The 21,767-nt window shown below is 64.6% G+C and carries 22 protein-coding genes; 12 read left to right on the top strand and 10 right to left on the bottom strand.

The window, feature by feature from the left end; translation table 11 throughout:
* Nucleotides 1–60 precede the first annotated feature (60 nt).
* Together OU419_RS28070 and OU419_RS28065 are read left to right on the top strand one after the other, a co-directional pair.
* On the top strand, nucleotides 61–291 hold the full coding sequence (locus OU419_RS28070) for a hypothetical protein (protein ID WP_254469550.1): 231 nt from the start codon (nucleotides 61–63) through the stop codon (nucleotides 289–291).
* Entirely contained in the window at nucleotides 288–584 is a 297-nt protein-coding gene (locus OU419_RS28065) for a cell division protein ZapA (protein WP_254469549.1), read from the top strand. Before OU419_RS28070 ends, OU419_RS28065 begins: the two co-directional genes overlap by 4 nt.
* A gap of 410 nt (nucleotides 585–994) precedes the next feature.
* On the opposite strand, the gene OU419_RS28060 is transcribed toward OU419_RS28065, so the two are convergent.
* Nucleotides 995–2,419: an aspartate ammonia-lyase gene (locus OU419_RS28060; RefSeq protein WP_254469548.1), complete on the bottom strand. Its 1,425-nt coding sequence runs from the start codon at nucleotides 2,417–2,419 to the stop codon at nucleotides 995–997.
* 212 nt (nucleotides 2,420–2,631) lie between these two features.
* Between OU419_RS28060 and OU419_RS28055 the strand changes: the two genes are divergently transcribed.
* Entirely contained in the window at nucleotides 2,632–3,546 is a 915-nt protein-coding gene (locus OU419_RS28055; protein ID WP_254469547.1) for a LysR substrate-binding domain-containing protein, read from the top strand.
* Nucleotides 3,547–3,653: 107 nt separating this feature from the next.
* Here OU419_RS28055 and adhP read toward each other — a convergent pair whose 3' ends face one another.
* The gene (gene adhP, locus OU419_RS28050) at nucleotides 3,654–4,688 is read right to left on the bottom strand and encodes an alcohol dehydrogenase AdhP (protein WP_254469546.1); all 1,035 of its coding nucleotides are present in this window, start codon (nucleotides 4,686–4,688) and stop codon (nucleotides 3,654–3,656) included.
* 314 nt (nucleotides 4,689–5,002) lie between these two features.
* Here adhP and purE point away from each other — a divergent pair, with 314 nt between their 5' ends.
* The 4 genes from purE (at nucleotide 5,003) to OU419_RS28030 (ending at nucleotide 7,674) form a co-directional block, all read left to right on the top strand.
* A complete protein-coding gene (gene purE / locus OU419_RS28045; RefSeq protein WP_254469545.1) occupies nucleotides 5,003–5,494 on the top strand; it encodes a 5-(carboxyamino)imidazole ribonucleotide mutase in 492 nt (163 codons plus the stop codon).
* Between the two features lie 71 nt (nucleotides 5,495–5,565).
* Complete coding sequence (locus OU419_RS28040) at nucleotides 5,566–6,651, top strand: 5-(carboxyamino)imidazole ribonucleotide synthase (protein WP_254469544.1); 1,086 nt, start codon at nucleotides 5,566–5,568, stop codon at nucleotides 6,649–6,651.
* 166 nt (nucleotides 6,652–6,817) lie between these two features.
* Nucleotides 6,818–7,063 carry a GlsB/YeaQ/YmgE family stress response membrane protein gene (locus OU419_RS28035; protein WP_081519143.1) on the top strand — a complete coding sequence of 82 codons (246 nt, stop codon included), beginning with the start codon at nucleotides 6,818–6,820 and terminating at the stop codon, nucleotides 7,061–7,063.
* Between the two features lie 68 nt (nucleotides 7,064–7,131).
* Nucleotides 7,132–7,674, top strand: a complete 543-nt coding sequence (locus tag OU419_RS28030; protein ID WP_254469543.1) for a DUF3299 domain-containing protein — start codon at nucleotides 7,132–7,134, stop codon at nucleotides 7,672–7,674.
* Between the two features lie 145 nt (nucleotides 7,675–7,819).
* Here the strand turns inward: OU419_RS28030 and OU419_RS28025 are convergent, their stop codons facing one another.
* The 3 genes from OU419_RS28025 to OU419_RS28015 all read right to left on the bottom strand — a co-directional run bounded on the left by OU419_RS28025 (nucleotide 7,820) and on the right by OU419_RS28015 (nucleotide 9,956).
* Nucleotides 7,820–8,731: a D-hexose-6-phosphate mutarotase gene (locus OU419_RS28025; RefSeq protein ID WP_254469542.1), complete on the bottom strand. Its 912-nt coding sequence runs from the start codon at nucleotides 8,729–8,731 to the stop codon at nucleotides 7,820–7,822.
* An 81-nt stretch (nucleotides 8,732–8,812) separates the two neighbouring features.
* Complete coding sequence (locus tag OU419_RS28020; protein ID WP_254469541.1) at nucleotides 8,813–9,493, bottom strand: GNAT family N-acetyltransferase; 681 nt, start codon at nucleotides 9,491–9,493, stop codon at nucleotides 8,813–8,815.
* A gap of 13 nt (nucleotides 9,494–9,506) precedes the next feature.
* Nucleotides 9,507–9,956: a GNAT family N-acetyltransferase gene (locus OU419_RS28015; protein WP_254469540.1), complete on the bottom strand. Its 450-nt coding sequence runs from the start codon at nucleotides 9,954–9,956 to the stop codon at nucleotides 9,507–9,509.
* Between the two features lie 117 nt (nucleotides 9,957–10,073).
* On the opposite strand from OU419_RS28015, the gene pdxR reads away from it, so the two are divergent.
* Complete coding sequence (gene pdxR, locus OU419_RS28010) at nucleotides 10,074–11,528, top strand: MocR-like pyridoxine biosynthesis transcription factor PdxR (protein ID WP_254469539.1); 1,455 nt, start codon at nucleotides 10,074–10,076, stop codon at nucleotides 11,526–11,528.
* Nucleotides 11,529–11,616: 88 nt separating this feature from the next.
* On the opposite strand, the gene OU419_RS28005 is transcribed toward pdxR, so the two are convergent.
* The 4 genes from OU419_RS28005 to OU419_RS27990 form a co-directional block, all read right to left on the bottom strand.
* Nucleotides 11,617–12,597, bottom strand: a complete 981-nt coding sequence (locus OU419_RS28005; protein WP_254469538.1) for a hypothetical protein — start codon at nucleotides 12,595–12,597, stop codon at nucleotides 11,617–11,619.
* Between the two features lie 118 nt (nucleotides 12,598–12,715).
* The gene (locus tag OU419_RS28000; RefSeq protein ID WP_254469537.1) at nucleotides 12,716–12,889 is read right to left on the bottom strand and encodes a hypothetical protein; all 174 of its coding nucleotides are present in this window, start codon (nucleotides 12,887–12,889) and stop codon (nucleotides 12,716–12,718) included.
* On the bottom strand, nucleotides 12,882–13,442 hold the full coding sequence (locus OU419_RS27995; protein WP_254469536.1) for an HdeD family acid-resistance protein: 561 nt from the start codon (nucleotides 13,440–13,442) through the stop codon (nucleotides 12,882–12,884). The genes OU419_RS28000 and OU419_RS27995 overlap by 8 nt, the downstream gene beginning before the upstream one ends.
* A 160-nt stretch (nucleotides 13,443–13,602) precedes the next feature.
* Nucleotides 13,603–15,138 carry a BCCT family transporter gene (locus OU419_RS27990; protein WP_254470310.1) on the bottom strand — a complete coding sequence of 512 codons (1,536 nt, stop codon included), beginning with the start codon at nucleotides 15,136–15,138 and terminating at the stop codon, nucleotides 13,603–13,605.
* Between the two features lie 357 nt (nucleotides 15,139–15,495).
* Here OU419_RS27990 and betI point away from each other — a divergent pair, with 357 nt between their 5' ends.
* From betI to betA, 3 genes are all read left to right on the top strand, one after another.
* Nucleotides 15,496–16,089, top strand: a complete 594-nt coding sequence (betI, locus tag OU419_RS27985; RefSeq protein WP_254469535.1) for a transcriptional regulator BetI — start codon at nucleotides 15,496–15,498, stop codon at nucleotides 16,087–16,089.
* Between the two features lie 56 nt (nucleotides 16,090–16,145).
* The gene (gene betB / locus OU419_RS27980) at nucleotides 16,146–17,618 is read left to right on the top strand and encodes a betaine-aldehyde dehydrogenase (RefSeq protein WP_254469534.1); all 1,473 of its coding nucleotides are present in this window, start codon (nucleotides 16,146–16,148) and stop codon (nucleotides 17,616–17,618) included.
* 128 nt (nucleotides 17,619–17,746) lie between these two features.
* Nucleotides 17,747–19,429 carry a choline dehydrogenase gene (betA, locus tag OU419_RS27975; RefSeq protein WP_254469533.1) on the top strand — a complete coding sequence of 561 codons (1,683 nt, stop codon included), beginning with the start codon at nucleotides 17,747–17,749 and terminating at the stop codon, nucleotides 19,427–19,429.
* A gap of 47 nt (nucleotides 19,430–19,476) precedes the next feature.
* Here the strand turns inward: betA and OU419_RS27970 are convergent, their stop codons facing one another.
* Complete coding sequence (locus OU419_RS27970; RefSeq protein WP_015479588.1) at nucleotides 19,477–19,881, bottom strand: acyl-CoA thioesterase; 405 nt, start codon at nucleotides 19,879–19,881, stop codon at nucleotides 19,477–19,479.
* 265 nt (nucleotides 19,882–20,146) lie between these two features.
* On the opposite strand from OU419_RS27970, the gene OU419_RS27965 reads away from it, so the two are divergent.
* Nucleotides 20,147–21,466: an MFS transporter gene (locus tag OU419_RS27965; protein ID WP_254469532.1), complete on the top strand. Its 1,320-nt coding sequence runs from the start codon at nucleotides 20,147–20,149 to the stop codon at nucleotides 21,464–21,466.
* The last annotated feature ends 301 nt before the right edge of the window (nucleotides 21,467–21,767 follow it).

Raw genomic sequence — 21,767 nt, 5'->3', positions numbered from 1 at the left:
GCCCCGCGTGACTCCATTCTTTATCCTCCGCACCCTTTGAAACACTTTGCGGAGGCTCCCATGCTCGATTCCACCCTCGAACAACTTGAACAACTGGTGGCCGAACTGCTGCAGCAGAACGAAGTGCTGGTTCAGGACAACGCCCAGGTGCGCGAGGAGCTGCTCAAGGTCCGCGAGGAGAACGACAGCCTGCAACTGTCCCTTATGGAGCAGGAAGAGAAGCACAACGCCACGGCCACCCGCCTGCAGGCGCTGATCCGCCGCGTCAGCGATAGTCGCGCCAGCGCATGAGTGGCGATGGCGTCCGCGTCCTGCGCATTCTCGGGCGCGAGTACAGCGTCCGTGCGCCGGCCGGGGAAGAGCGCCGGCTGCAGGACGCGGCCACCTTGCTGCAGGCGGAGATCGCCGCCAGCAAGAAGAAATTCCCCTACGTCACCAGCAATGAACTGATGGTGCTCTCCGCGCTCAACCTTTGCGCCCGCCAGCTCGGCGCGCAGGATGGGGACCGCGACGAAGCCGACGCCGTAGAGCGTATCGCCGCGCTCAACCGCCGGATTCTCGATCATCTGCAACGGCAGGATTGAGCTTCGGGCATCCACTGCGGGCCGCTTCGTACTGCGCTGATCGCCGACGGCGCCTGCTCCTGCTCGACTCTCGTCTGGCGCAATCGAAGCCTGCGTGCGATATCCATCGGCGCGGTGGCGCGAGGTTCGATGGCGATCGCATCACTCCACTCATCCTGCGAGCGGAATCTGCCGCGAGGTTTTTCGCCGTGCCCGAATCGAAGGTAAAAAAAAGGGGCACCGGGGTAAGCGGTGTCCCTTCGAGTGGAGAGCGGCCAAATGGCCTCTCAACCGGTGAGATGTGGCGCCCCGGAAGAATCCGCGGCGCCGGGTGTAAAAGAAGGGAACGGGGGTAACCGATCCCTGAAAGGTGAGGAAGGAGTACTCCCCCTCAACCGGTGAGACGTGCCCGGCCTGCGCCGGGCAAGTGATCAGGCGCGCAGCGGAATCAGTCGCGGGGCGATCATGTTTTCCGGCAGCAGGATGTCGGCCAGGGTGGCTTCGTCCAGCAGTTGCTCCTCGCGTACCAGCTCCAGTACGCCACGGCCGGTTTCCAGCGCGGTCTTGGCGATACGGGTGGAGTTTTCGTAGCCGATGTACGGATTCAGCGCGGTGACCAGGCCGATGCTGTGTTCCACCAGTTGGTGGCAGCGCTCGACGTTGGCGGTGATGCCGGTGATGCAGTGTTCGCGCAGCATGTCCATCGCGCGCTGGAGCAGGCGGATCGAGTCGAAGATCTTGTAGGCGATCAGCGGCTCCATCACGTTCAGCTGCAGTTGGCCACCTTCGGCGGCGATGGTCAGTGCCAGGTCGTTGCCCATGATTTCGAAGGCGCACATGTTCACGGCCTCCGGAATCACCGGGTTGACCTTGCCCGGCATGATCGAGCTGCCCGGCTGGCGCGGCGGCAGGTTGATCTCGTTGATGCCGGTACGCGGACCGCTGGAGAGCAGGCGCAGGTCGTTGCAGATCTTCGACAGCTTGACCGCGGTGCGCTTGAGCATGCCGGAGAACAGCACGAAGGCGCCCATGTCGGAGGTGGCTTCGATCAGGTCGGCGGCCGGGACTACCGGCTGGCCGCTGATTTCAGCCAGGCGCTCGACGGCCAGCTTCTGGTAGCCGGGGTCGGCGTTGATGCCGGTGCCGATAGCGGTGCCGCCGAGGTTCACTTCGGTCAGCAGTTCCGGCGCCAGGCGACGCAGGCGGTCGAGGTCTTCGCCCAGGGTGGTGGCGAAAGCGTGGAATTCCTGGCCGAGGGTCATCGGCACCGCGTCCTGCAGCTGGGTACGGCCCATCTTCAGTACGCCGGCGAACTCGACGCCCTTGGCGGCGAAGGCCTGGATCAGGCTGTCGAGGCTGGCCAGCAGGGTGTCGTGGCCCAGCAGCAGGCCCAGGCGGATGGCGGTCGGGTAGGCGTCGTTGGTCGACTGCGCCATGTTCACGTCGTTGTTCGGGTGCAGGTACTTGTACTCACCCTTGGCATGGCCCATGGCTTCGAGCGCGATGTTCGCGATGACTTCGTTCGCGTTCATGTTGGTCGAGGTGCCAGCGCCACCCTGGATCATGTCCACCACGAACTGGTCGTGGAAATCGCCACGGATCAGACGGGCACAGGCTTCGCTGATGGCGGCGTGCTTGTCTGCCGGCAGGTGGCCGAGCTTGTGGTTGGCATCGGCTGCCGCCTGCTTGACCATCGCCAGGGCGACGACCAGTTTCGGGTAGTGCGACAGCGGCACGCCCGAGAGGCGGAAGTTGTTCACAGCGCGCAGGGTCTGGATGCCGTAGTAGGCGTCAGAAGGTACTTCGAGGGTGCCGAGGAGGTCTTTCTCGATGCGGAACGATGCAACAGGGGACATGACGGGGATTGTCTCGGAAGAACACGGCCAGTGCCGCGATGCCCGGTAGACTAGGGATTTCGCCGATCGTCGGCCAATGCTGTTAAAAGTTGTCTCATGCACAAACGGCATAATGTACCCTGTGACGAAATGGTGACGGCGAGCGTATGGCTGTGTTACGCGCGCCCGGCTCCTGACCAATCGATCAGGCGCGACAACGCGCTGGAGATGACGTGAACCTCGAAACCAAATGGCTGGAAGATTTCAGCACCCTGGCCACCACGCGCAGCTTTTCCCAGGCGGCGGAAAAACGCTTCGTCACCCAGCCGGCGTTCAGCCGGCGCATCCGCAGCCTGGAAGACGCCCTCGGGCTGACCCTGGTGAACCGCCAGCGCACACCCATCGAGCTGACCGAGGCGGGCCAGTTGTTCCTGGTCACCGCCCGCGCGGTGGTCGAGCAGCTCGGCCAGGTGGTGCGCCACCTGCACCACCTGGAAGGCGGGCAGGGCGAGGTGCTGCAGTTCGCCGCCGCGCACTCTCTGGCGCTGGGCTTTTTCCCGGCATGGATTGCCCGCCTGCGTTCAGAGGGGCTGAACATCGCCAGCCGCCTGGTGGCGACCAACGTGGGCGAGGCGGTACACCTGCTGCGTGAAGGCGGCTGCGACCTGATGCTGGCGTTCTACGACCCGGATGCCGCGCTGCAGATGGACCCGGAAGTCTTCCCCTCGCTGCACCTGGGCCGCACCGAGATGCTGCCGGTGTGCGCGGTGAACTCCGCCGGCGTGCCGCTCTACGACCTGGACAGCGGGCAAAGCGTGCCACTGCTGGCGTACAGCGCCGGTGCTTTCCTCGGGCGCGGGGTGAACCTGCTGCTGCGCCAGCGCAACCTGCGCTACACCACGGTCTATGAAACCGCGATGGCCGACAGCCTCAAGAGCATGGCGCTGCAGGGCATGGGCGTGGCCTGGGTGCCGCGCCTGAGCATGGAGGCGGAGCTGGCGCGCGGCGAGTTGGCGGTGTGCGGAGGCCCGCACTGGATCGTCCCGCAGGAAATCCGCCTGTACCGCTGCGCGCTGGTGCGCAAGGCGCAGATCCGCCTGCTGTGGCGCAAGCTGGAAGGGGGGCTGGGGCTGGACGAAACGTCCTGAGGTGACGAGTGCGGCACCCATAAGGCCAAAGCCGCCCTCTCCCGTTTGCGGATAGAGGGCGGCTTCAGGCTTGAAGCGCAGGACGGGAGCCGTCCCGCGCGGAGGCCTTACATCTCGACCACGATGCGCCCTTCGATCTGCCCGGCGCGCATTCTGTCGAGGATGGCGTTGATGTCATCCAGCTTGCCGGCGCTGACGGTGGCCTTCACCAGGCCTTCGCCAGCGAAGTCGAGGGCTTCCTGAAGGTCGGCGCGGGTGCCGACAATAGAGCCGGTGATGTGCAGGCCCTTGAGCACCACGTCGAAGATCGGCGTGGGGAAGTCGCCCGGTGGCAGGCCGACCAGCGATACGGTGCCGCCGCGGCGGGCCATGCCGATGCCCTGGCCGAAGGCACTGTTGGACACCGCGGTGACCAGTACGCCGTGGGCGCCGCCGATGTCGCGCTGCACCACTTGCACCGGGTCTTCCTTCTTCGCGTTGATGGTCAGGCTGGCGCCCAGGCGCCTGGCCAGTTCCAGCTTGGCGTCGTCGACGTCCACGGCCACTACGTGCAGGCCCATTGCCTTGGCGTACTGCACGGCGACGTGGCCCAGGCCGCCGATGCCGGAAATCGCCACCCACTGGCCGGGGCGCGCTTCGGTTTCCTTCAGGCCCTTGTAGACGGTGACGCCCGCGCAGAGGATCGGCGCGATCTCGAGGAAGTCGACCCCCTTGGGCAGGATGCCGACGTAGTTCGGGTCGGCCAGTACATATTCGGCGTAGCCGCCGTTCACCGAGTAGCCGGTGTTCTGCTGGCTTTCGCAGAGGGTTTCCCAGCCGGTCAGGCAGTGTTCGCAGCAGCCGCAGGCGGTGTACAGCCAGGGTACGCCGACGCGGTCGCCCTCCTTCACGCGGGTGACGCCGGCGCCGACAGCGGCGACGAAGCCGACGCCCTCATGGCCGGGAATGAACGGCAGGCTGGGTTTCACCGGCCAGTCGCCTTCGGCCGCGTGCAGGTCGGTATGGCAGACACCGGAGGCTTCGATCTTCACCAGGATCTGCCCAGGGCCGGGCAGGGGAACCTTGACTTCCTCGATCCGCAGTGGCTCGCCGAAGGCGTGGACGACAGCGGCTTTCATGGTCGTGGGCAGGGTCGTGGACATTGCGCTCGCTCCTTGAAGGATGAGGGAACTGCCCATCCGGGCAGGGATGACAGAAGAGTCTGAGTCTCTGAGACTAGGCCATCTTGAGCTGAGGCAAGCTTTTCCCTGGTCATCCCGGATGCGCCGTACTCTGAAATGACGAAATCGGGACGGACGGTCATGGCAGGTGCACGATGCCCTGCCCTTTGCGGTATACTGCGCCGCCTTCAAGCCGGCACTGCCCGCCGGTTTGGCCACGTACAAGCCACGCCTCCGACGAGCGTGGCTTGTTGGTTTCTGACGCGCCCAAGAGCGCACTTGAGAGAGGCACGACGATGAGCGCACTGGTTGGCGTGATCATGGGTTCCAAATCCGACTGGAGCACCCTGAGCCACACCGCAGACATGCTGGACAAGCTCGGCATTCCGTACGAAGTGAAGGTGGTTTCCGCCCACCGCACGCCGGACCTGCTGTTCCAGTACGCCGAAGAGGCCGATGGCCGCGGCATCGAAGTGATCATCGCCGGCGCCGGTGGCGCCGCCCACCTGCCGGGCATGTGCGCCGCCAAGACCCACTTGCCGGTGCTGGGCGTGCCGGTACAGTCCTCCATGCTCTCGGGCGTCGATTCCCTGCTGTCGATCGTGCAGATGCCGGCCGGCATTCCGGTCGCTACCCTTGCCATCGGCAAGGCCGGCGCGACCAACGCCGCCCTGCTGGCCGCAAGCATCCTCGGTGGCAAGTACCCGCAGTATCACGAAGCGCTGAAGCAGTTCCGCACCGCCCAGACCGACTCGGTCCTGGAAAACCCGGACCCGCGCGAAGCGTAAGCAATGACCGTCCGCGCTGCCCTTGCTGCGCGGACAACCCCGAACCGCGTTAGCAAGCACAGGCTCGAACCATGAAAATCGGTGTCATCGGTGGCGGTCAGCTCGGCCGCATGTTGTCTCTGGCGGGCACCCCGCTGGGCATGAACTTCGCCTTCCTCGATCCGGCGCCCGACGCCTGCGCACAAGCCCTTGGCGAGCACATCCGAGCCGACTACGGCGACCAGGAGCACTTGCGCCAACTGGCCGATGAAGTCGACCTGGTGACCTTCGAGTTCGAGAGCGTACCGGCCGAGACCGTAGCCTTCCTCTCGCAGTTCGTACCGGTCTACCCGAACGCCGAGTCGCTGCGCATCGCCCGCGACCGCTGGTTCGAGAAGTCCATGTTCAAGGACCTGGGCATCCCTACGCCGGCCTTCGCCGATGTGCAGTCCCAGGCCGACCTCGATGCCGCCGTGGCCGGTATCGGCCTGCCGGCGGTGATGAAGACCCGTACCCTGGGTTACGACGGCAAGGGCCAGAAGGTCCTGCGCAAGCCCGAAGACGTGGCTGGTGCCTTCGCCGAACTGGGCAGCGTGCCGTGCATCCTGGAAGGCTTCGTGCCCTTCACCGGCGAAGTCTCGCTGGTGGCGGTGCGTGCCCGCGACGGCGAAACCCGCTTCTACCCGCTGGTGCACAACACCCACGAGAACGGCATCCTGCGCCTCTCCGTGGCCAGCACCGACCACCCGTTGCAGGCGCTGGCAGAAGACTACGTTGGCCGCGTGCTGGACAAGCTGGAGTACGTCGGCGTGATGGCCTTCGAGTTCTTCGAGGTCGACGGCGGCCTGAAGGCCAACGAGATCGCCCCGCGCGTGCACAACTCCGGCCACTGGACCATCGAAGGTTCCGAGTGCAGCCAGTTCGAGAACCACGTCCGTGCCATCGCCGGCCTGCCGCTGGGCTCCACCGCCAAGGTGGGCGAGAGCGCCATGCTCAACTTCATCGGCGAAGTGCCGCCGGTAGCCGACGTGCTGAACATCGCCGACTGCCATCTGCATCACTACGGCAAGGCCTTCAAGGCCGGGCGCAAGGTGGGTCATGCAACCCTGCGCAGCGTTGACCTGCCGACCCTCAAGGCGCGCATCGCCGAGGTCGAGGCGCTGATCGCCAAGGGCTGACGCATCGCCCTGCCGGCATCCCGAAAAGCCGCATCGTTCGCCGATGCGGCTTTTTTCTGTCCGCCAGTCGCCCCGCCCCGGCGGCGGAACACGGAACGCCAGCCTTTCCTACACTGTCCGATGACAGGCGCGCCCTACCGCGCTCAACCCACAAGGAGGGACTGTCATGGGATTCATCGGAACCATCGTCATCGGCCTGATCGTCGGACTCATCGCGCGCTTCCTCAAGCCCGGTGACGACAGCATGGGCTGGATCATGACCATCCTGATCGGCATCGGCGGCTCGCTGTTGGCTACCTACGGTGGCCAGGCCCTGGGCATCTACGCGGCCGGGCAGGCGGCCGGCTTCATCGGCGCGGTGATCGGCGCCATCGTGCTGCTGGTCATTTACGGTCTGATCAAGAAGAATTGACGGTGATTTCCGGCCCTCTCCCGCGACGGGGGAGGGTGCTGGAGGAATTTCCCGCCTGTGAGTCCACGATGCGCCGTACATTGCTCGCCTGCAGCCTGGTGCTGCTGACTTCCCTGGCCTGTGCCGCCGAACTGCCCGAAACCGACTGGCTGTCCCTGATGCCGCCCGCCGACCGCAAGGCCCTGGAGGACATGCCGGAGATCACCCACAACGGCCCCGAGGCCAATGGCACCTTCACCAACAAGGGTGGCCTGAAGCAGTCCGACAAGGGCCTGCCGAAGGTGATGTACTCGACCAAGACCGTCGCCGCGCTGAACGGCAAGGCACTGCGTCTGGGTGGATACCCGGTGCCGCTGGAGAACGACGCCAAGGGCCGCGTGACCGAGTTCTTCCTGGTGCCTTATCCGGGCGCGTGCATTCACGTGCCGCCGCCGCCGCCGAACCAGATCGTGCTGGTGCGCTATCCCAAGGGCATCCAGATCGACGATATCTACAACCCGATCTGGGTCAGCGGCACGCTGAAGATCGAGACGGTCAGCAACGAAATGGCCGACGCGGCCTATGCCATCGATGACGCCAAGGTGCGGCCGGTGGAGGAGAGCGACCTGTAGGAACGGGCTCGCAGTGTGTGGAGCGAATCGATAGCCATCGAGGTTCGCCCGAGCGTGTCGATGGGGCTTCACGGCTGGCTTCGATTTCGCCAGGTGCTGCTTTCGCAGGAGCGGCTCCGCCCGCTCCCGCGGTGGTCTCGAGCGATCAGTCGTTGAGCGCCTCGCCCCAGATCGTCACGCGCATCGTCTCGCTGCGCCCCGGCGCCACGCTCATGACGTCGTCCCAGACCCGCGCGGTCTCGATGCACAGCATGCCTTCCCAGGCATCGTCGCGGAACTGCGACAGCCGCGCTGCCTTGTCGATCCACGGGTTCCATACCACCGCCGAGCGCGAGCCGCCGGCCTGGATGTGGATGGCTCGCTCCCAGAGCGGGTCGCGGATCACCAGCGGCTTTTCCACATCCAGATAGATGCGGTCGGTTTCGCCGGCGATGCGCACTACGCCGTGTTGCTGGCGTTCTTCCCAGTCTTCCAGGGTTTCGATGTAGCGGCAGCCTTGCAGGCCGTCGATGGCGATCTCGCGGCTGTTGCTGACGGCGAAGTAGGTGTGCAGCGCCTGGCTGACCGGCAGCGGCCTGTCGCCCAGGTTGTGGGTGGTCAGCTCCAGGGTCAGGCGTTCGCCGAAGCGCATCGCCAGTTCCAGGCGCGCGGAATGTTGCCAGCCGGGCAGGCCGTGGCGGGCATCGACGCTGAAGTGCGCGGCCAGTTCGCCCTGTTCTTCGGCGATGTCATCCAGTTGCCAGTCCAACGCGCGAACCAGTCCGTGGGCCGGAGGCGTGTCGCCAGTGAAGGCGGTGCGGATTTCCACCGGATTGCGCGCCAGGTCGCCGAACCACGGCCAGCACACCGGCACGCCGCCACGCACCGACTGGCCGTGACGGTATTGCGCGGTATCGCTCAGCCAGACCAGCGGTGGCTGTTCGTGGGGCTGGTAGCTCAGCAGTTGCGCACCCTGCTGGGCGATCAGGGCTTCACCATAAGCGGTGTGTATCCGCCAGCAGGGCAGTTGGTCGATCTGCACCTGTTCGACGCTGGGGGTCTGGATGTCGCTGCTCATGGTGGTCTCCGGGACTGCGGTGGAAAGGATTCAGTATCACCGATCCTCTGCGCGCCGGGCAGTTCCCGAAGATTGAAAAGATCAGCGCAGGCGCAGGTCCGCCAGGTGCGTCCGCTGCAGCATTTCACCGTCGAAATTGGACGCACTCAGCCAGGCCTCGAAGGCCTGCTGGCAGCGCGGCCACTCGCTGTCGATGATCGAGAACCAGGCGGTGTCGCGGTTGCGGTCCTTCACCACCATGTGCTGGCGGAAGGTGCCTTCGAAGGTGAAGCCCAGCCGCTGCGCCGCGCGCATCGAGCGGGCGTTGAGCGAGTTGCACTTCCATTCCAGGCGCCGGTAGCCCAGCTCGAAGGACAGCCGGGCCAGCAGGTAGACCGCTTCGGTGGACGCCGGAGTGCGTTGCATGGTGCGGCCGAAGGCAATGTGGCCGATCTCGATCACGCCGTCCTTGGGAGTGATCCGCAAGAAGCTGAGCAGGCCGACGGCGCGGCCGCTGGTACGGTCGATCACGGCGAAGAACATCGGATCGGCGCTCGCGGCATTGCCGGTGAGCCAGTCGTCGAAGCCTGCGCGCTCGGTGAAGGGGCCGTAGGGCAGGTAGTCCCACAGTGCCGGATCGGAGTCGGGGCCTTGCAGCGCCTGCCACAGGTCGTCGCCGTGGGTAGCCGGGTCCAGCGGTGCAAGGTTCACGTAGCGGCCGGGCAGGGTGCGGCGTTCTGGGCTGGCGACCGGGCGCCAGTTCAGGGGTTGTTGCTCAGTCATGGTGCGCTCCGGCTCAGATGATCTTGCGGTACTGGACGAAACCGGAGCGGTCGGCGATCCGGTTGTAGAGGAACATGGCGTCGGTGTTGCTCTCGTGGGTCAGCCAGTGCACCCGCGAAGCGCCGTTGGCGCGGGCGTGGGCGTAGACATGCTCGATCAGCGCCGCGCCGATGCCGCCGCCACGCTTGTTCTCGGCGACGTACAGGTCCTGCAGGTAGACGTAGTCGCCCTGGGTCCAGCAGGAGCGGTGGTAGATGAAATGCACCATGCCGATGGCTTCTCCATCGCGCCAGGCGAGGGCGGCGTGCATCGGCTCGGCCGCATCGAGGAAGCGCTGCCAGGTGACGGCGGTGGTGGCCTCGTCGATGGTGGTCTTGTAGAAGCGCTGGTAGCCCTGCCAGAGCGGCAGCCAGGCGGCGTGATCGTCAGCGGTGATCGGGCGGATTTCGACGGCGGAAGACATGGAAGACAACCTTGTGTGCGTTGGAGTGGTTCCAGACTAGGTCGGGAATTGGTTCTGCTAAAGAGCCATTCGTGGTGAAATTTGAGGAACCATTAGCGCCTTTGCGGGAGTCCTTCCATGAGCGTTCCCTTGCCCTTCAACCCCTCCGGCATTCGCCTCGATCCGGATCGCCCCCTGGGCGTGCAACTGTTCCAGGCGCTGCGCGAGCGCATCCTTGATGGCCGTCTGGCTGCGCGCTCGCGGCTGCCGGCCAGCCGGGACCTGGCAGCCGCGCTGGGCGTTTCGCGCAATACCGTGGTGCGTGCCTACGAGCAGCTCTATGCCGAGGGCTACATCGAGGGCCGGACGGGCGATGGCACTTATGTCGCCGAGCGGGTTTTGCCGGCGCTTGGCGCGGTACGCGGTGCGGCGCGCAGCCCCGATGCGCCGAGCCTGGAGCGCCTGGAACGGCATCACCTGCCGATGCCTCCGGCCGGCGCGCCGCGAGCGTTCCGGGTCGGTGTGCCGGCTTTCGACCTGTTCCCGTTCGACACCTGGGCGCGTCTTCAGGCGCGCTTCTGGCGCGACCCGCCACTGGACTGCCTGGGTTACGGCGACCCCGCCGGCGAGCAGCGCCTGCGCGAACTGGTCGCCGCTTATCTGCGCAGCACCCGCGGCCTGCATTGCGACGCCGGGCAGATCATCATCACCAGCGGCGCCCAGCAGGGCATCGCGCTGTGTGCCCAGGTGCTGCTGGCCGAGGGTGACGGCGCGGCCATCGAGAACCCCGGCTACCGCGCGGCTGGTCACGCTTTCGCCACGGCCGGCGCACGGCTGCATGGCGTGCCGGTGGATGCCGACGGTCTGTGCACCGATAACCTGGAGTGCCTGCCGGACTGCCGGCTGGTGTATGTCACGCCTTCGCACCAGTACCCGACCGGCGTGACCCTGTCGCTGGCGCGCCGGCTGGCGCTGCTGGAGTGGGCCGAGCGCAGCGGCGGGTGGATCGTCGAGGACGACTACGACGGCGAGTATCGCTACAGCGGAACGCCACTGATGCCGTTGGCGGCACTGGATCGCCATGATCGGGTGCTGTATGTCGGCACCTTCTGCAAGATCACTTTCCCTGCCCTGCGCCTGGGGTACCTGGTGGTGCCGCCGTCGCTGGCGCAGGCGTTCGCGCGACGCCGTGCGCTGGATGTGCGGCACTCGGAGGTCGGAACGCAGCGAGTGATGGCCGACTTCATCGCCGAAGGGCACTTCCAGCGTCACGTACGGCGTATGCGCCGAGCCGCGCGCATGCGTCGCGATACGTTGTTGCAGGGCTGGCCGGATGTCGCCGGCTGCGCGCCGATGCCGGTGGTGGAGGCGGGTTTGCATCTGTGCGTGCGGGTCGACAGCCGCGAACGCGAGCGCGAGCTGGTGCGGCGTGCGGCGGCGGTGGGTGTGGAGGTGAATGCGCTGAGCGATTATTGGCTGCCGGAGTCCATCGAACCGGAAGATCAGCGCGCCGGGCTGGTGCTGGGCTTCGCGGCGGTGCCCGAGGCGCGAATCGCCGAAGCGCTCAAGGCGCTGCGCAAGGCTTGGCGGTAGGGCGTGCAACCGTTCGCGGTTGTACGCCGATACCAGGTAAGCGCCGGCCTAAGGCAGGCCGTACTCCAGCCGCTCCCGCCAAGTGTCGTCAGCCCTGTGCAATCAGCCTATTCATCTGGGCCTGTATCAAGGCTGCCCCCAGCGGTGGAAATAGAAGCGAAGTGAGGATCATCAGTCCGGTCGCGACTCGTGCGGGTTGCCCGCGTTGTTGCAGCAGGTCGCGAAGGATGTCACTCATAGCTGATAGTGCCATGGGAAACGCGAAGGGTACGAAAAAGCACATCCAGCCGGCGCCCCGCGGAGTGAGCAAGGATGGCGATTGACTATAGGAGCGGATATCGCGATGGATTCTGACGAGCCAGAAGAGGACGTAGAAAGGCACAAAAAGCGTTAGGAGGAAGGTGAGCAGCGGGTTATGGGGAGTCTCGCGATGCGGGGCAATCTGGCGCAAGGGAGGTGCCTCTTCGAACAGGCGACCGTTTAGGGACAGGAGAAGCAATGCGCCAATGATCACGGGTACGGCCACTAGCGCCAAGAGGAAGTACGGGCTCGAAGACAGCCAATCCGTAGCTGCGCCGAACGCGGGAACCAACATTCCCCCACAGAGGGTTTTCAATAACGTGAAAAGACCGAACGCAAGTATGTAGGTCTCGACCCTTGAGGTCGCCTGGGCGATGAGGGCCGGCAGGATCAGCGCGGTAGCGCCAAGAGTCAGTCCGACCAGGAAATACCCCAGTGCAATCAGCGGTAGTGCGGCGCCAGACAGGCATGTCAGCGCCACGCCAATAACAAAGATGACCGAGAACCAATGCAGACTACCCACCCCCTTGCTCCTGCTGATCGCCCAAGCCAGCGGAACACCAAGCACCATGCCAATGGGTTGTGCAGCGACTATCTGGCCAAGCTCGGAGTAGGGCAGTTGCGCCCAGTGCCTGATGAGCACCGGGAAATGGCTGGTGAGTAATGTGGCGCTACCTGCGATTGCTGCGAAATAAATCGTGATGGCCCAGAAGCGATAGCTACTGACCAGATCCGCCCAAGTCCATCTTTCCAGTGTTGAAGCATGCATATCCGACATTCTTTTCAGCAGAGGGATGCGGAAATTTTCACTAGTCGGCTGCAGTTTTGGTTGTTGAAACTTCCTCTTGTCGTATCGGAATTTCCCGTTCTGCTGACTGGCTGCTGAGTCAGGCAGGACGAGGCGTTTCGCGCTCCGCCCAGTAGGTCTGTTTGTGCCCACGCGCCTGATAGTCCCGCGCCAGGGCTTGTGCCTCGGCGCGGGTCAGGTTGCGGCGCATGACGTACTGGTTGCCGTTGTCGTCGAGACGCAACAGGCACCAGTCCCGCTCGCCATCAGGCATTGAAGGTCGAGGTCTTGCGCAGGCGCAGGGCGAGCATGATCAACAGTACGCCGAAGAATACGGCGTAGGCACCGATCACCCACACCACGGCTACTGCGCCGGCGCCGGGGTTGGCGAACATAAGGATGCCGAACAGCACCGAGACTGCGCCGGACAGCCCGAGCCACCATTCGTTGGCCAGTGAGTTGCGCAGGCGTATGGCGGCGATGATTTGCAGCACGCCGGTAATCAGCGCCCAGACGGCGATCAGCATCAGAAGGCCGAGCGCTGTCAGCGCCGGCCAGAAGAATGCCACCAGCCCGGCACCGATACCCAGCAGGCCGACCAGTGCCAACGGCCAGATCGGTCTTCCGGATTCGCGCATGCGCGCGGCGGCAAGCAGGGTGAAGAGTCCGTCGACGAAGGCGTAGGCGCCCCACACCAGAACCAGCACGGCGAGGGCTATGCTCGGCCAGGCGATCGCCAGTACGCCGAATATCACTGCCGCCACGCCGCGCAGGGCAATCCATTTCCAGTGCCGGCCAAGGGCCTGCCAGAGGGGGTTGTCGCTCATTTCTCTCTCCCGATAGGTTTCGCTGAAACCATAGTCTCTCGCCGGAACATGCGCTGGAGCGTCCGGGATCAATGCCGGGAAAAGAAAAGCCCGGCACGAAGCCGGGCGAAAGGGCCTGCCGTGGCAGGCGAGCGGCGTATGGGCTACGCCGCTGGGGAGATCAGGCGGTCGGTGCCAGGACGGCTGGCGGTCGCTCCCCGTGGAGTGCTGCGTAGTCAGCCTGCATGGCCTTGTAGAGGCCGAACATGAACAGGATCAGCACAGCCGAGAACGGCAGACCGGCCAGCACGACCACGGTTTGCATGGCGGTGAAGTTTCCGGCGAACAGCAGGCCGATGGTCACCAGGGTGATCACCGCCGACCAGAGGATGCGCAGCCAGTGCGGGGCGTCTTCGTCGAGGTCGCCGCCCTGGCGCGACAGGTTGGCGAGCATCACCGAACCGGAGTCCGCCGGGGTGAGGAACAGCACGAAGCCGACGAAGATCGACATGCCGATCACGATCCTGGCGAACGGGTAGTGCTGCAGCAGCAGGTAGATCGACATCGATGGCTGCTCCAGTGCGGCCTTTCCGAGGTCGGCGGCGCCGTGGTTCATCACCAGGTCCAGCGCGCTGTTGCCGAAGACCGAGAGCCAGGCGAGGGTGAAGCCCAGCGGGATCAGCAGGACGCCCATGACCAGTTCGCGCACGGTGCGGCCCCGGGAGATACGGGCGATGAACATGCCGACGAAGGGTGCCCAGGAGATCCACCACGCCCAGTAGAAGAGGGTCCACAGCCCCAGCCATTCCTCGCTCTTGCCCGCGCCGCCACCGGTGTAGACGTAGAGGTCGAAGGTCTTGAGCACCAAGCCGTTGAGGTAGTCGCCAAGGTTCTGTACGAAACCATTGAGCAGTTCCAGGGTGGAGCCGCAGACCAGTACGAACAGCAGCAGCGAGCTGAACAGCACGATGTTCAGGTTGGACAGCCGGCGGATGCCCTTTTCGATACCGGAAACCGCGGCCAGTGTGGCGACCAGGCTCATCACCAGCAGGACCACCAGCAGTGTGGTCCTGGAATGCTCGATGCCGGTCAGGTACTCGATGCCCGAAGACACCTGCAACGCGCCGATGCCCAGGTTGGTGACCAGGCCGAGCAGGGTGACGAAGATGCCGAAGCAGTCCACGGCGTTGCCGGCGGCGCCTTTGACCCAGCGCTCGCCGAGGACCGGCAGCAGTGCCGAGCGCAGGGCCAGGGGCTGGCGGTGGCGGTAGGCAAAGTAGCCGACGGCGAGGCCGACCAGCGCGTAGATTGCCCAGCCGTGCACGCCCCAGTGGAGGAACGTCAGTTGCAGCGCCTGGCGCGCGGCCTGCGCGCTGCCGGCCATGCCTTCGGGCGGGTGGTAGAGGTGGTCGATGGGTTCGGAGGCGGCGAAGTACAGCAGCGAGATGCCGATGCCCGAAGAAAACAGCATGCCCGCCCAGGCGCCGTAGCTGAAGTCCGGCGTCTCGTGGTCGGCGCCGAGCTTCAACTGGCCGAAGCGCGAGAAGGCGATCCAGATGACGAAGAACAGATAGCTCCCGATGGCCAGCATGTAGTACCAGCCGAAGCTATGCGAGAGCCACGCCTGGGTGCGGCTCAGGGCAGCTCCGGCGCTGTCGGGGAAGAGGATGAGGGCGGCGGTCAGAATCAGGATCAGTGCGGTGGAGCCGTAGAACACGATCGGATTCAGACGTACCTGCTCGTTTGTTTTTATTGGCGAAGCAGTACTCATTCGGAGGATGACCCCATGACAGTGAAAGCATGGCGGCCGGCGACGGTGCATAGGCACGGCGACGGGCCGCAAACCACAGACACAGCATTGCCGCCGCGACACTTCCGACCGGGATTCTGCGATCCTTGGCGGTTGGAGCGTGGCGCGGTGATGAACGGTTCGGGCCCGCTTGCACGCAAGGCTCGGGGAGGTTCACGGAGCGCAGCTTATTCTTAGTTGATTGAACGTTCAATAAAAACAAAATAGACTGGCCCACATTGACGCCGGACGGCAGTACTGCGTCCCGCGTGAGGAGATAGAACAATGCCCAAGGTCGGAATGCAGCCGATTCGCCGCTCCCAATTGATCCACGCCACGCTCGAGGCGGTGGACCAGGTGGGCATGGGCGACGCCAGCATCGCCCTGATCGCCCGCCTGGCGGGGGTCTCGAATGGCATCATCAGCCACTACTTCCAGGACAAGAACGGGCTTCTGGAGGCGACGATGCGCCACCTGATGTCGGCGCTGAGCAAGGCCGTCGGCGAACGCCGCAAGGCCCTGAGAGATGACGAGCCGCGCTCGCACCTTCGCGCGATCATCGAAGGCAACTTCGATGCGAGCCAGGTCAACGGGCCGGCGATGAAAACCTGGCTGGCGTTCTGGGCGACCAGCATGCACCAGCCGTCATTGCGGCGCCTGCAACGGATCAACGACCACCGCCTGTATTCGAACCTGTGCTGCGAGTTCCGCCGGGTTCTGCCGCTCGCCGAGGCACGTGCTGCGGCCCGTGGGCTGGCGGCTCTGATCGATGGCCTGTGGCTGCGCGGCGCGCTTTCCGGCGATGGCTTCGACACAGAGCAGGCACTGTCCATCGCCTACGACTATCTCGATCAACAACTGGCGAAGCGGACGGGATGAGCGCCCGCTGCGCCAGCCTTGCGCACTGACATCTAACAAGAGAGGACAACCACCTCATGGCTCGATTCGAAGTACAGAAGCTCTACATTGGCGGTCGCTATGTGGAGGCCACCAGCGGCGCCACTTTCGAGACCATCAATCCGGCCAATGGTGAGGTCCTTGCAGAGGTGCAGCGCGCATCGAAGGAAGACGTCGAACGTGCCGTGCAGAGCGCGGTGGAAGGGCAGAAGGTCTGGGCGGCGATGACCGCCATGCAGCGTTCGCGCATCTTGCGCCGCGCAGTGGAAATTCTCCGCCGGCGCAACGACGAGCTGGCCGAGCTGGAGACGCTCGACACCGGCAAGCCGCTGGCCGAGACGCGCTTCGTCGATATCGTCACCGGCGCGGACGTACTGGAGTACTACGCGGGCCTGGTTCCGGCAATCGAGGGCGAGCAGATTCCGCTGCGCGAGACCAGCTTCGTCTATACCCGCCGTGAGCCGCTGGGCGTGGTCGCGGGCATCGGCGCCTGGAACTATCCGATCCAGATTGCCCTGTGGAAATCCGCTCCGGCCCTGGCTGCCGGTAATGCGATGATCTTCAAGCCCAGCGAAGTCACCCCGCTGACCGCGCTCAAGCTCGCCGAGGTCTATACCGAGGCCGGCCTGCCCGATGGCGTGTTCAACGTGCTCACCGGCAGTGGCCGCGAAGTCGGTCAGTGGCTGACCGAGCATCCGCTGATCGAGAAGATTTCCTTCACTGGCGGCACCTCCACTGGCAAGAAGGTCATGGCCAGCGCATCGAGTTCGTCGCTCAAGGAGGTCACTATGGAGCTGGGCGGCAAGTCGCCGCTGATCATCTTCGAGGACGCCAATCTGGACCGCGCAGCGGATATCGCGGTCATGGCGAACTTTTTCAGCTCCGGCCAGGTGTGCACCAACGGTACCCGCGTGTTCGTCCCGCGCAATCTGCAGGCCCGCTTCGAAGAGAAGGTGCTGGAACGCGTGAAGCGCATCCGCCTGGGCAGCCCGCAGGATGAGAACACCAACTTCGGTCCGTTGGTGAGCTTCCCGCACATGGAGAGCGTTCTCTCCTATATCGACTCCGGCAAGGAGCAGAAGGCTCGCCTGCTGTGCGGCGGCGAGCGCGTCACGTACGGGGAGTTCGGCAAGGGCGCGTACGTCGCGCCGACAGTGTTCACCGACTGCCGTGACGACATGACCATCGTGCGCGAGGAAATCTTCGGGCCGGTCATGAGCATCCTCGTCTACGACACCGAGGACGAAGCCATCCGCCGCGCCAACGACACCGAGTACGGCCTTGCCGCCGGTGTCGTCACCCAGGACCTGGCCCGTGCGCACCGGGCGATCCATCGCCTGGAAGCAGGCATCTGCTGGATCAATACCTGGGGCGAGTCGCCGGCCGAGATGCCGGTTGGCGGTTACAAGCAATCGGGTGTCGGTCGCGAGAATGGCCTGACCACCCTGGCTCACTACACTCGCATCAAATCCGTACAGGTTGAGCTGGGCGACTACACCTCGGTGTTCTGATCGCCGCGATCGAGCCATGAAAGGCCGGTCGCAGGCATGACTCCCTGACCACCGGCCATCCCCAACACGCAGACACCGGCGCGCACGCGCCGCGGGCGGTGTCGTGCCTGAAAAAGAGGAAGGCCTGCATGCACCATGAATACGACTACATCATCATTGGCGCCGGTTCCGCCGGTAACGTACTGGCGACCCGCCTGACCGAGGACGCCGATGTCAGCGTCCTGCTGCTGGAAGCTGGCGGCCCGGACTACCGCGCCGACTTCCGCACGCAGATGCCCGCCGCGCTGGCCTACCCACTGCAGGGACGCCGCTACAATTGGGCGTACCTGACCGACCCGGAACCGCACATGAACAATCGCCGCATGGAGTGCGGCCGCGGCAAGGGCCTGGGTGGGTCCTCGCTGATCAACGGCATGTGCTATATCCGCGGCAACGCCATGGATTTCGACGGCTGGGCGAAGGCCAAGGGCCTGGAAGACTGGAGTTATCTCGATTGCCTTCCGTACTTCCGCAAGGCCGAGACCCGCGACATCGGCCCCAACGACTATCACGGCGGCGGCGGCCCCGTCAGCGTGACCACGCCCAAGGCTGGCAATAATCCGCTGTTCCACGCGATGGTCGAGGCGGGCGTGCAGGCGGGGTATCCGCGCACCGACGACCTCAATGGCTACCAGCAGGAGGGCTTCGGTCCGATGGACCGCACCGTCACCCCGCAGGGCCGTCGCGCCAGTACCGCCCGCGGCTACCTGGACCAGGCCCGCGAGCGGCCCAACCTGACCATCGTTACCCACGCGTTGACCGACCGCATCCTGTTCAGCGGCAAGCGCGCCATCGGCGCTGCCTACCTGCATGGCAACGACAACGCCCTGAAGGAAGCCCGAGCGCGTCGCGAGGTGCTGGTTTGCTCCGGCGCCATTGCTTCTCCGCAACTGCTGCAACGCTCCGGCGTCGGCCCGGCGGCGCTGCTGCGCGATCTGGGCATCGAGGTGATACATGACCTGCCCGGTGTCGGCCAGAACCTGCAAGACCACCTGGAGATGTATCTGCAGTACGCCTGCAAGCAGCCGGTCTCGCTGTACCCGGCGCTGCAGTGGTGGAACCAGCCGCAGATCGGTGCTCAGTGGATGTTCCTCGGTACGGGCCTGGGCGCGAGCAACCAGTTCGAGGCCGGCGGCTTCATTCGGACGCGCGCGGAGTTCGAATGGCCGAACATCCAGTACCACTTCCTGCCGGTGGCGATTAACTACAACGGCAGCAATGCGGTGAAGGAGCACGGCTTCCAGGCGCATGTCGGCTCGATGCGTTCGCCCAGCCGGGGGCGTATCCATCTCACTTCACGGGACCCGCGCAAGCATCCGAGCATCCTGTTCAACTACATGTCGACCGAGCAGGACTGGCAGGAATTCCGCGATGCCATTCGCATTACCCGCGAGATCATGAACCAGCCGGCGCTTGATCCCTACCGTGGCCGCGAGATCAGTCCTGGCCTGGACAAGCAGAGCGACGCCGATCTGGACGCTTTCGTTCGCGAGCACGCGGAAACAGCTTTCCACCCGTCCTGTTCCTGCAAGATGGGCGAGGATGACATGGCGGTGGTCGATGGCGAGGGCCGGGTGCACGGTATGGAAGGGCTGCGGGTGATCGATGCGTCGATCATGCCGCTGATCATCACCGGCAACCTCAACGCCACCACCATCATGATGGCCGAGAAGCTCGCCGATAAGGTGCGCGGTCGCCCGGCATTGCCGCGCAGCACGGCCGAGTATTACAAGGCTGGCGATGCTCCGGTGCGCGGCAAGCCGTTGCGCTGAGTGAGGCAGAAACGAAAACGCCGGCGAGAGTGCCGGCGTTTCAGTTTTCAACCACGACGCGGTGGGACCGGGCGAGTGCGGCCGCTACCGTCGATGGCGACGAATACGAATACAGCCTCGGTGACTTTGCGCCATTCGCTCGACAGAGGATCGTCGCTCCAGACCTCGACCAGCATGCGGATCGAACTGCGGCCGACTTCCAGCGATTGCGTGTAAAAGGAAAGCTGCGCGCCAACTGCGACCGGGACCAGGAAGGCCATGCGGTCGATGGCGACGGTCGCTACGCGGCCACCAGCGATGCGGCTGGCCATTGCTGTACCGGCGAGATCCATCTGCGCCACCAGCCAGCCACCGAAGATGTCGCCGAAGCCATTGGTTTCCCGTGGCAGGGCGGTGATCTGCAAGGCAAGGTCGCCTTGCGGGATGGGATCTTCTTGTTCAAGCTCGATCATAGGTAAGGGCCTCTTGCCCCCGGCTTTCTCATACAAGGTGCGGTTGAGGAAAAACTCTCCCAAGACGCCTGGCGGCGCAAGGCCTTGGGACAGCTTTTGATCGGCCCGGCTGCATTATATAGAGCAAGGCCTGGCACGACGACCGCAGGGTTTCGAGTTTGCCCCTGTTGCGCATGCCTGTGTCGCTTCAGTGCAATTTGCTATGGTGCGGCACCTGTGGCTCGCCGTCGCAGTCATCCGCCTTGCCCTGTCGAGAATAAGCACCATGCCTTCTGTGAACGCTCCTGCCGTGCCCGCGTCACGTCCTTTGACCCGCAGCGACTACAAGACCCTGTCCCTGTCCGCACTGGGCGGCGCCCTGGAGTTCTACGACTTCATCATCTTCGTGTTCTTCGCCACCGTGGTGGGCAAGCTGTTCTTCCCCGCCGACATGCCGGAGTGGCTGCGCCAGTTGCAGACCTTCGGCCTCTTTGCCGCCGGCTACCTGGCCCGCCCGCTGGGCGGTGTGGTCATGGCGCACTTCGGTGACCTGCTGGGTCGCAAGAAGATGTTCACGCTCAGTATCTTCCTCATGGCTGTGCCGACCCTGATCATGGGCCTGCTGCCTACCTATGCGCAGATCGGTATCTGGGCACCGCTGGCACTCCTGCTCCTGCGCGTCATCCAGGGCGCGGCGATCGGCGGTGAAGTGCCGGGAGCCTGGGTCTTCGTCGCCGAGCATGTGCCCAGTCGCTACGTGGGGTATGCCTGCGGCACGCTAACCTCGGGTCTGACTGCCGGCATCCTCATTGGTTCGCTGGTCGCAACACTGATCAACAGCGTGTTCACTGCCGATGAGGTGCAGGGATATGCCTGGCGGATCCCATTCCTGCTGGGTGGAATCTTCGGCCTGTTCTCCGTCTACCTGCGTCGCTGGTTGCATGAGACTCCGGTGTTCGCCGAACTGCAGCTGCGCAAGCAACTGGCCGAGGAAGTACCGCTGGGCGTGGTGGTGCGTGAGCACCGGCCTGCGGTGGTGCTATCGATGCTGCTGACCTGGGTACTGTCCGCCGGCATCGTGGTGGTTATCCTGATGACGCCCTCGGTATTGCAGAGCGTCTATGGCTTCGAGGCGGCGATTGCGCTGAAGGCAAATAGTCTGGCCATCGTCTTCCTGAGCGTGGGCTGCATCCTCGCCGGGCGCCTGGCGGATCGTTTCGGCGCTGGACGCACCTTTATATATGGAAGTCTGCTGCTGGGCGCGGTGTCCTGGACTTTCTATACCACCCTGAAAGCTCACCCGGATTGGCTGTTCCCGCTCTATGCGGTAACCGGACTGTGCGTGGGTGTTATCGGCGCAGTGCCCTACGTCATGGTTAACGCCTTCCCCCCTGTGGTGCGCTTCACTGGCCTGTCCTTCTCCTACAACCTGGCCTACGCCATCTTTGGTGGCCTGACACCGATGGTCGTTGCGCTGCTCATGAAGGAGGACCCGCTTGGTCCCGCCTACTACGTCGTGGCGTTGTGCGTGGTCGGGCTGTTGGTGGGGATCCATCTCCTGCGCAAGGAGCGTCGCCCGGAGGGGCGCGAAATGACTGCAAACTGATCGAGCGGACAGTTTTTTGCAGAAAATTTAAAAAAGTCGTTGACGGGCGTTTTCAAGTCCCTATAATGCGCACCACTCCCAGCGACGAAGCGCTGAAAGAGCTTGAAAATCAAGCACTTACAAAGCATCGAAGTCGGGAGTGGTGGTCCGGCAGGCGATTCGCTTGTCGCTCTCCGCGGGCTGCTTCGGCAGTGAGCTGAAAGGAAGATCATCGAGGTGCTTGACAGTGATTTTGAACGCTGTAGAATGCGCCTCCCGCTGGTGAGAAGGCTTCCTTCTCCGAAGCGCAAGCGGTTGAGTA

Origin of the sequence: Pseudomonas triclosanedens, assembly GCF_026686735.1 — a bacterium.
GTDB classification, from domain to species: domain Bacteria; phylum Pseudomonadota; class Gammaproteobacteria; order Pseudomonadales; family Pseudomonadaceae; genus Pseudomonas; species Pseudomonas triclosanedens.
Note: the sequence above shows the minus strand (reverse complement) of the source record. Positions and strands in the feature narration are given on the sequence as shown.

Coding starts and splice junctions, on each gene's coding strand:
- OU419_RS28070 (WP_254469550.1), top strand. CDS start 61: ATGCTCGATTCCACCCTCGAACAACTTGAACAACTGGTGGCCGAACTG.
- OU419_RS28065 (WP_254469549.1), top strand. CDS start 288: ATGAGTGGCGATGGCGTCCGCGTCCTGCGCATTCTCGGGCGCGAGTAC.
- OU419_RS28060 (WP_254469548.1), bottom strand. CDS start 2,419: ATGTCCCCTGTTGCATCGTTCCGCATCGAGAAAGACCTCCTCGGCACC.
- adhP (WP_254469546.1), bottom strand. CDS start 4,688: ATGTCCACGACCCTGCCCACGACCATGAAAGCCGCTGTCGTCCACGCC.
- purE (WP_254469545.1), top strand. CDS start 5,003: ATGAGCGCACTGGTTGGCGTGATCATGGGTTCCAAATCCGACTGGAGC.
- OU419_RS28040 (WP_254469544.1), top strand. CDS start 5,566: ATGAAAATCGGTGTCATCGGTGGCGGTCAGCTCGGCCGCATGTTGTCT.
- OU419_RS28035 (WP_081519143.1), top strand. CDS start 6,818: ATGGGATTCATCGGAACCATCGTCATCGGCCTGATCGTCGGACTCATC.
- OU419_RS28030 (WP_254469543.1), top strand. CDS start 7,132: ATGCGCCGTACATTGCTCGCCTGCAGCCTGGTGCTGCTGACTTCCCTG.
- OU419_RS28025 (WP_254469542.1), bottom strand. CDS start 8,731: ATGAGCAGCGACATCCAGACCCCCAGCGTCGAACAGGTGCAGATCGAC.
- OU419_RS28020 (WP_254469541.1), bottom strand. CDS start 9,493: ATGACTGAGCAACAACCCCTGAACTGGCGCCCGGTCGCCAGCCCAGAA.
- OU419_RS28015 (WP_254469540.1), bottom strand. CDS start 9,956: ATGTCTTCCGCCGTCGAAATCCGCCCGATCACCGCTGACGATCACGCC.
- pdxR (WP_254469539.1), top strand. CDS start 10,074: ATGAGCGTTCCCTTGCCCTTCAACCCCTCCGGCATTCGCCTCGATCCG.
- OU419_RS28005 (WP_254469538.1), bottom strand. CDS start 12,597: ATGCATGCTTCAACACTGGAAAGATGGACTTGGGCGGATCTGGTCAGT.
- OU419_RS28000 (WP_254469537.1), bottom strand. CDS start 12,889: ATGCCTGATGGCGAGCGGGACTGGTGCCTGTTGCGTCTCGACGACAAC.
- OU419_RS27995 (WP_254469536.1), bottom strand. CDS start 13,442: ATGAGCGACAACCCCCTCTGGCAGGCCCTTGGCCGGCACTGGAAATGG.
- betI (WP_254469535.1), top strand. CDS start 15,496: ATGCCCAAGGTCGGAATGCAGCCGATTCGCCGCTCCCAATTGATCCAC.
- betB (WP_254469534.1), top strand. CDS start 16,146: ATGGCTCGATTCGAAGTACAGAAGCTCTACATTGGCGGTCGCTATGTG.
- betA (WP_254469533.1), top strand. CDS start 17,747: ATGCACCATGAATACGACTACATCATCATTGGCGCCGGTTCCGCCGGT.
- OU419_RS27970 (WP_015479588.1), bottom strand. CDS start 19,881: ATGATCGAGCTTGAACAAGAAGATCCCATCCCGCAAGGCGACCTTGCC.
- OU419_RS27965 (WP_254469532.1), top strand. CDS start 20,147: ATGCCTTCTGTGAACGCTCCTGCCGTGCCCGCGTCACGTCCTTTGACC.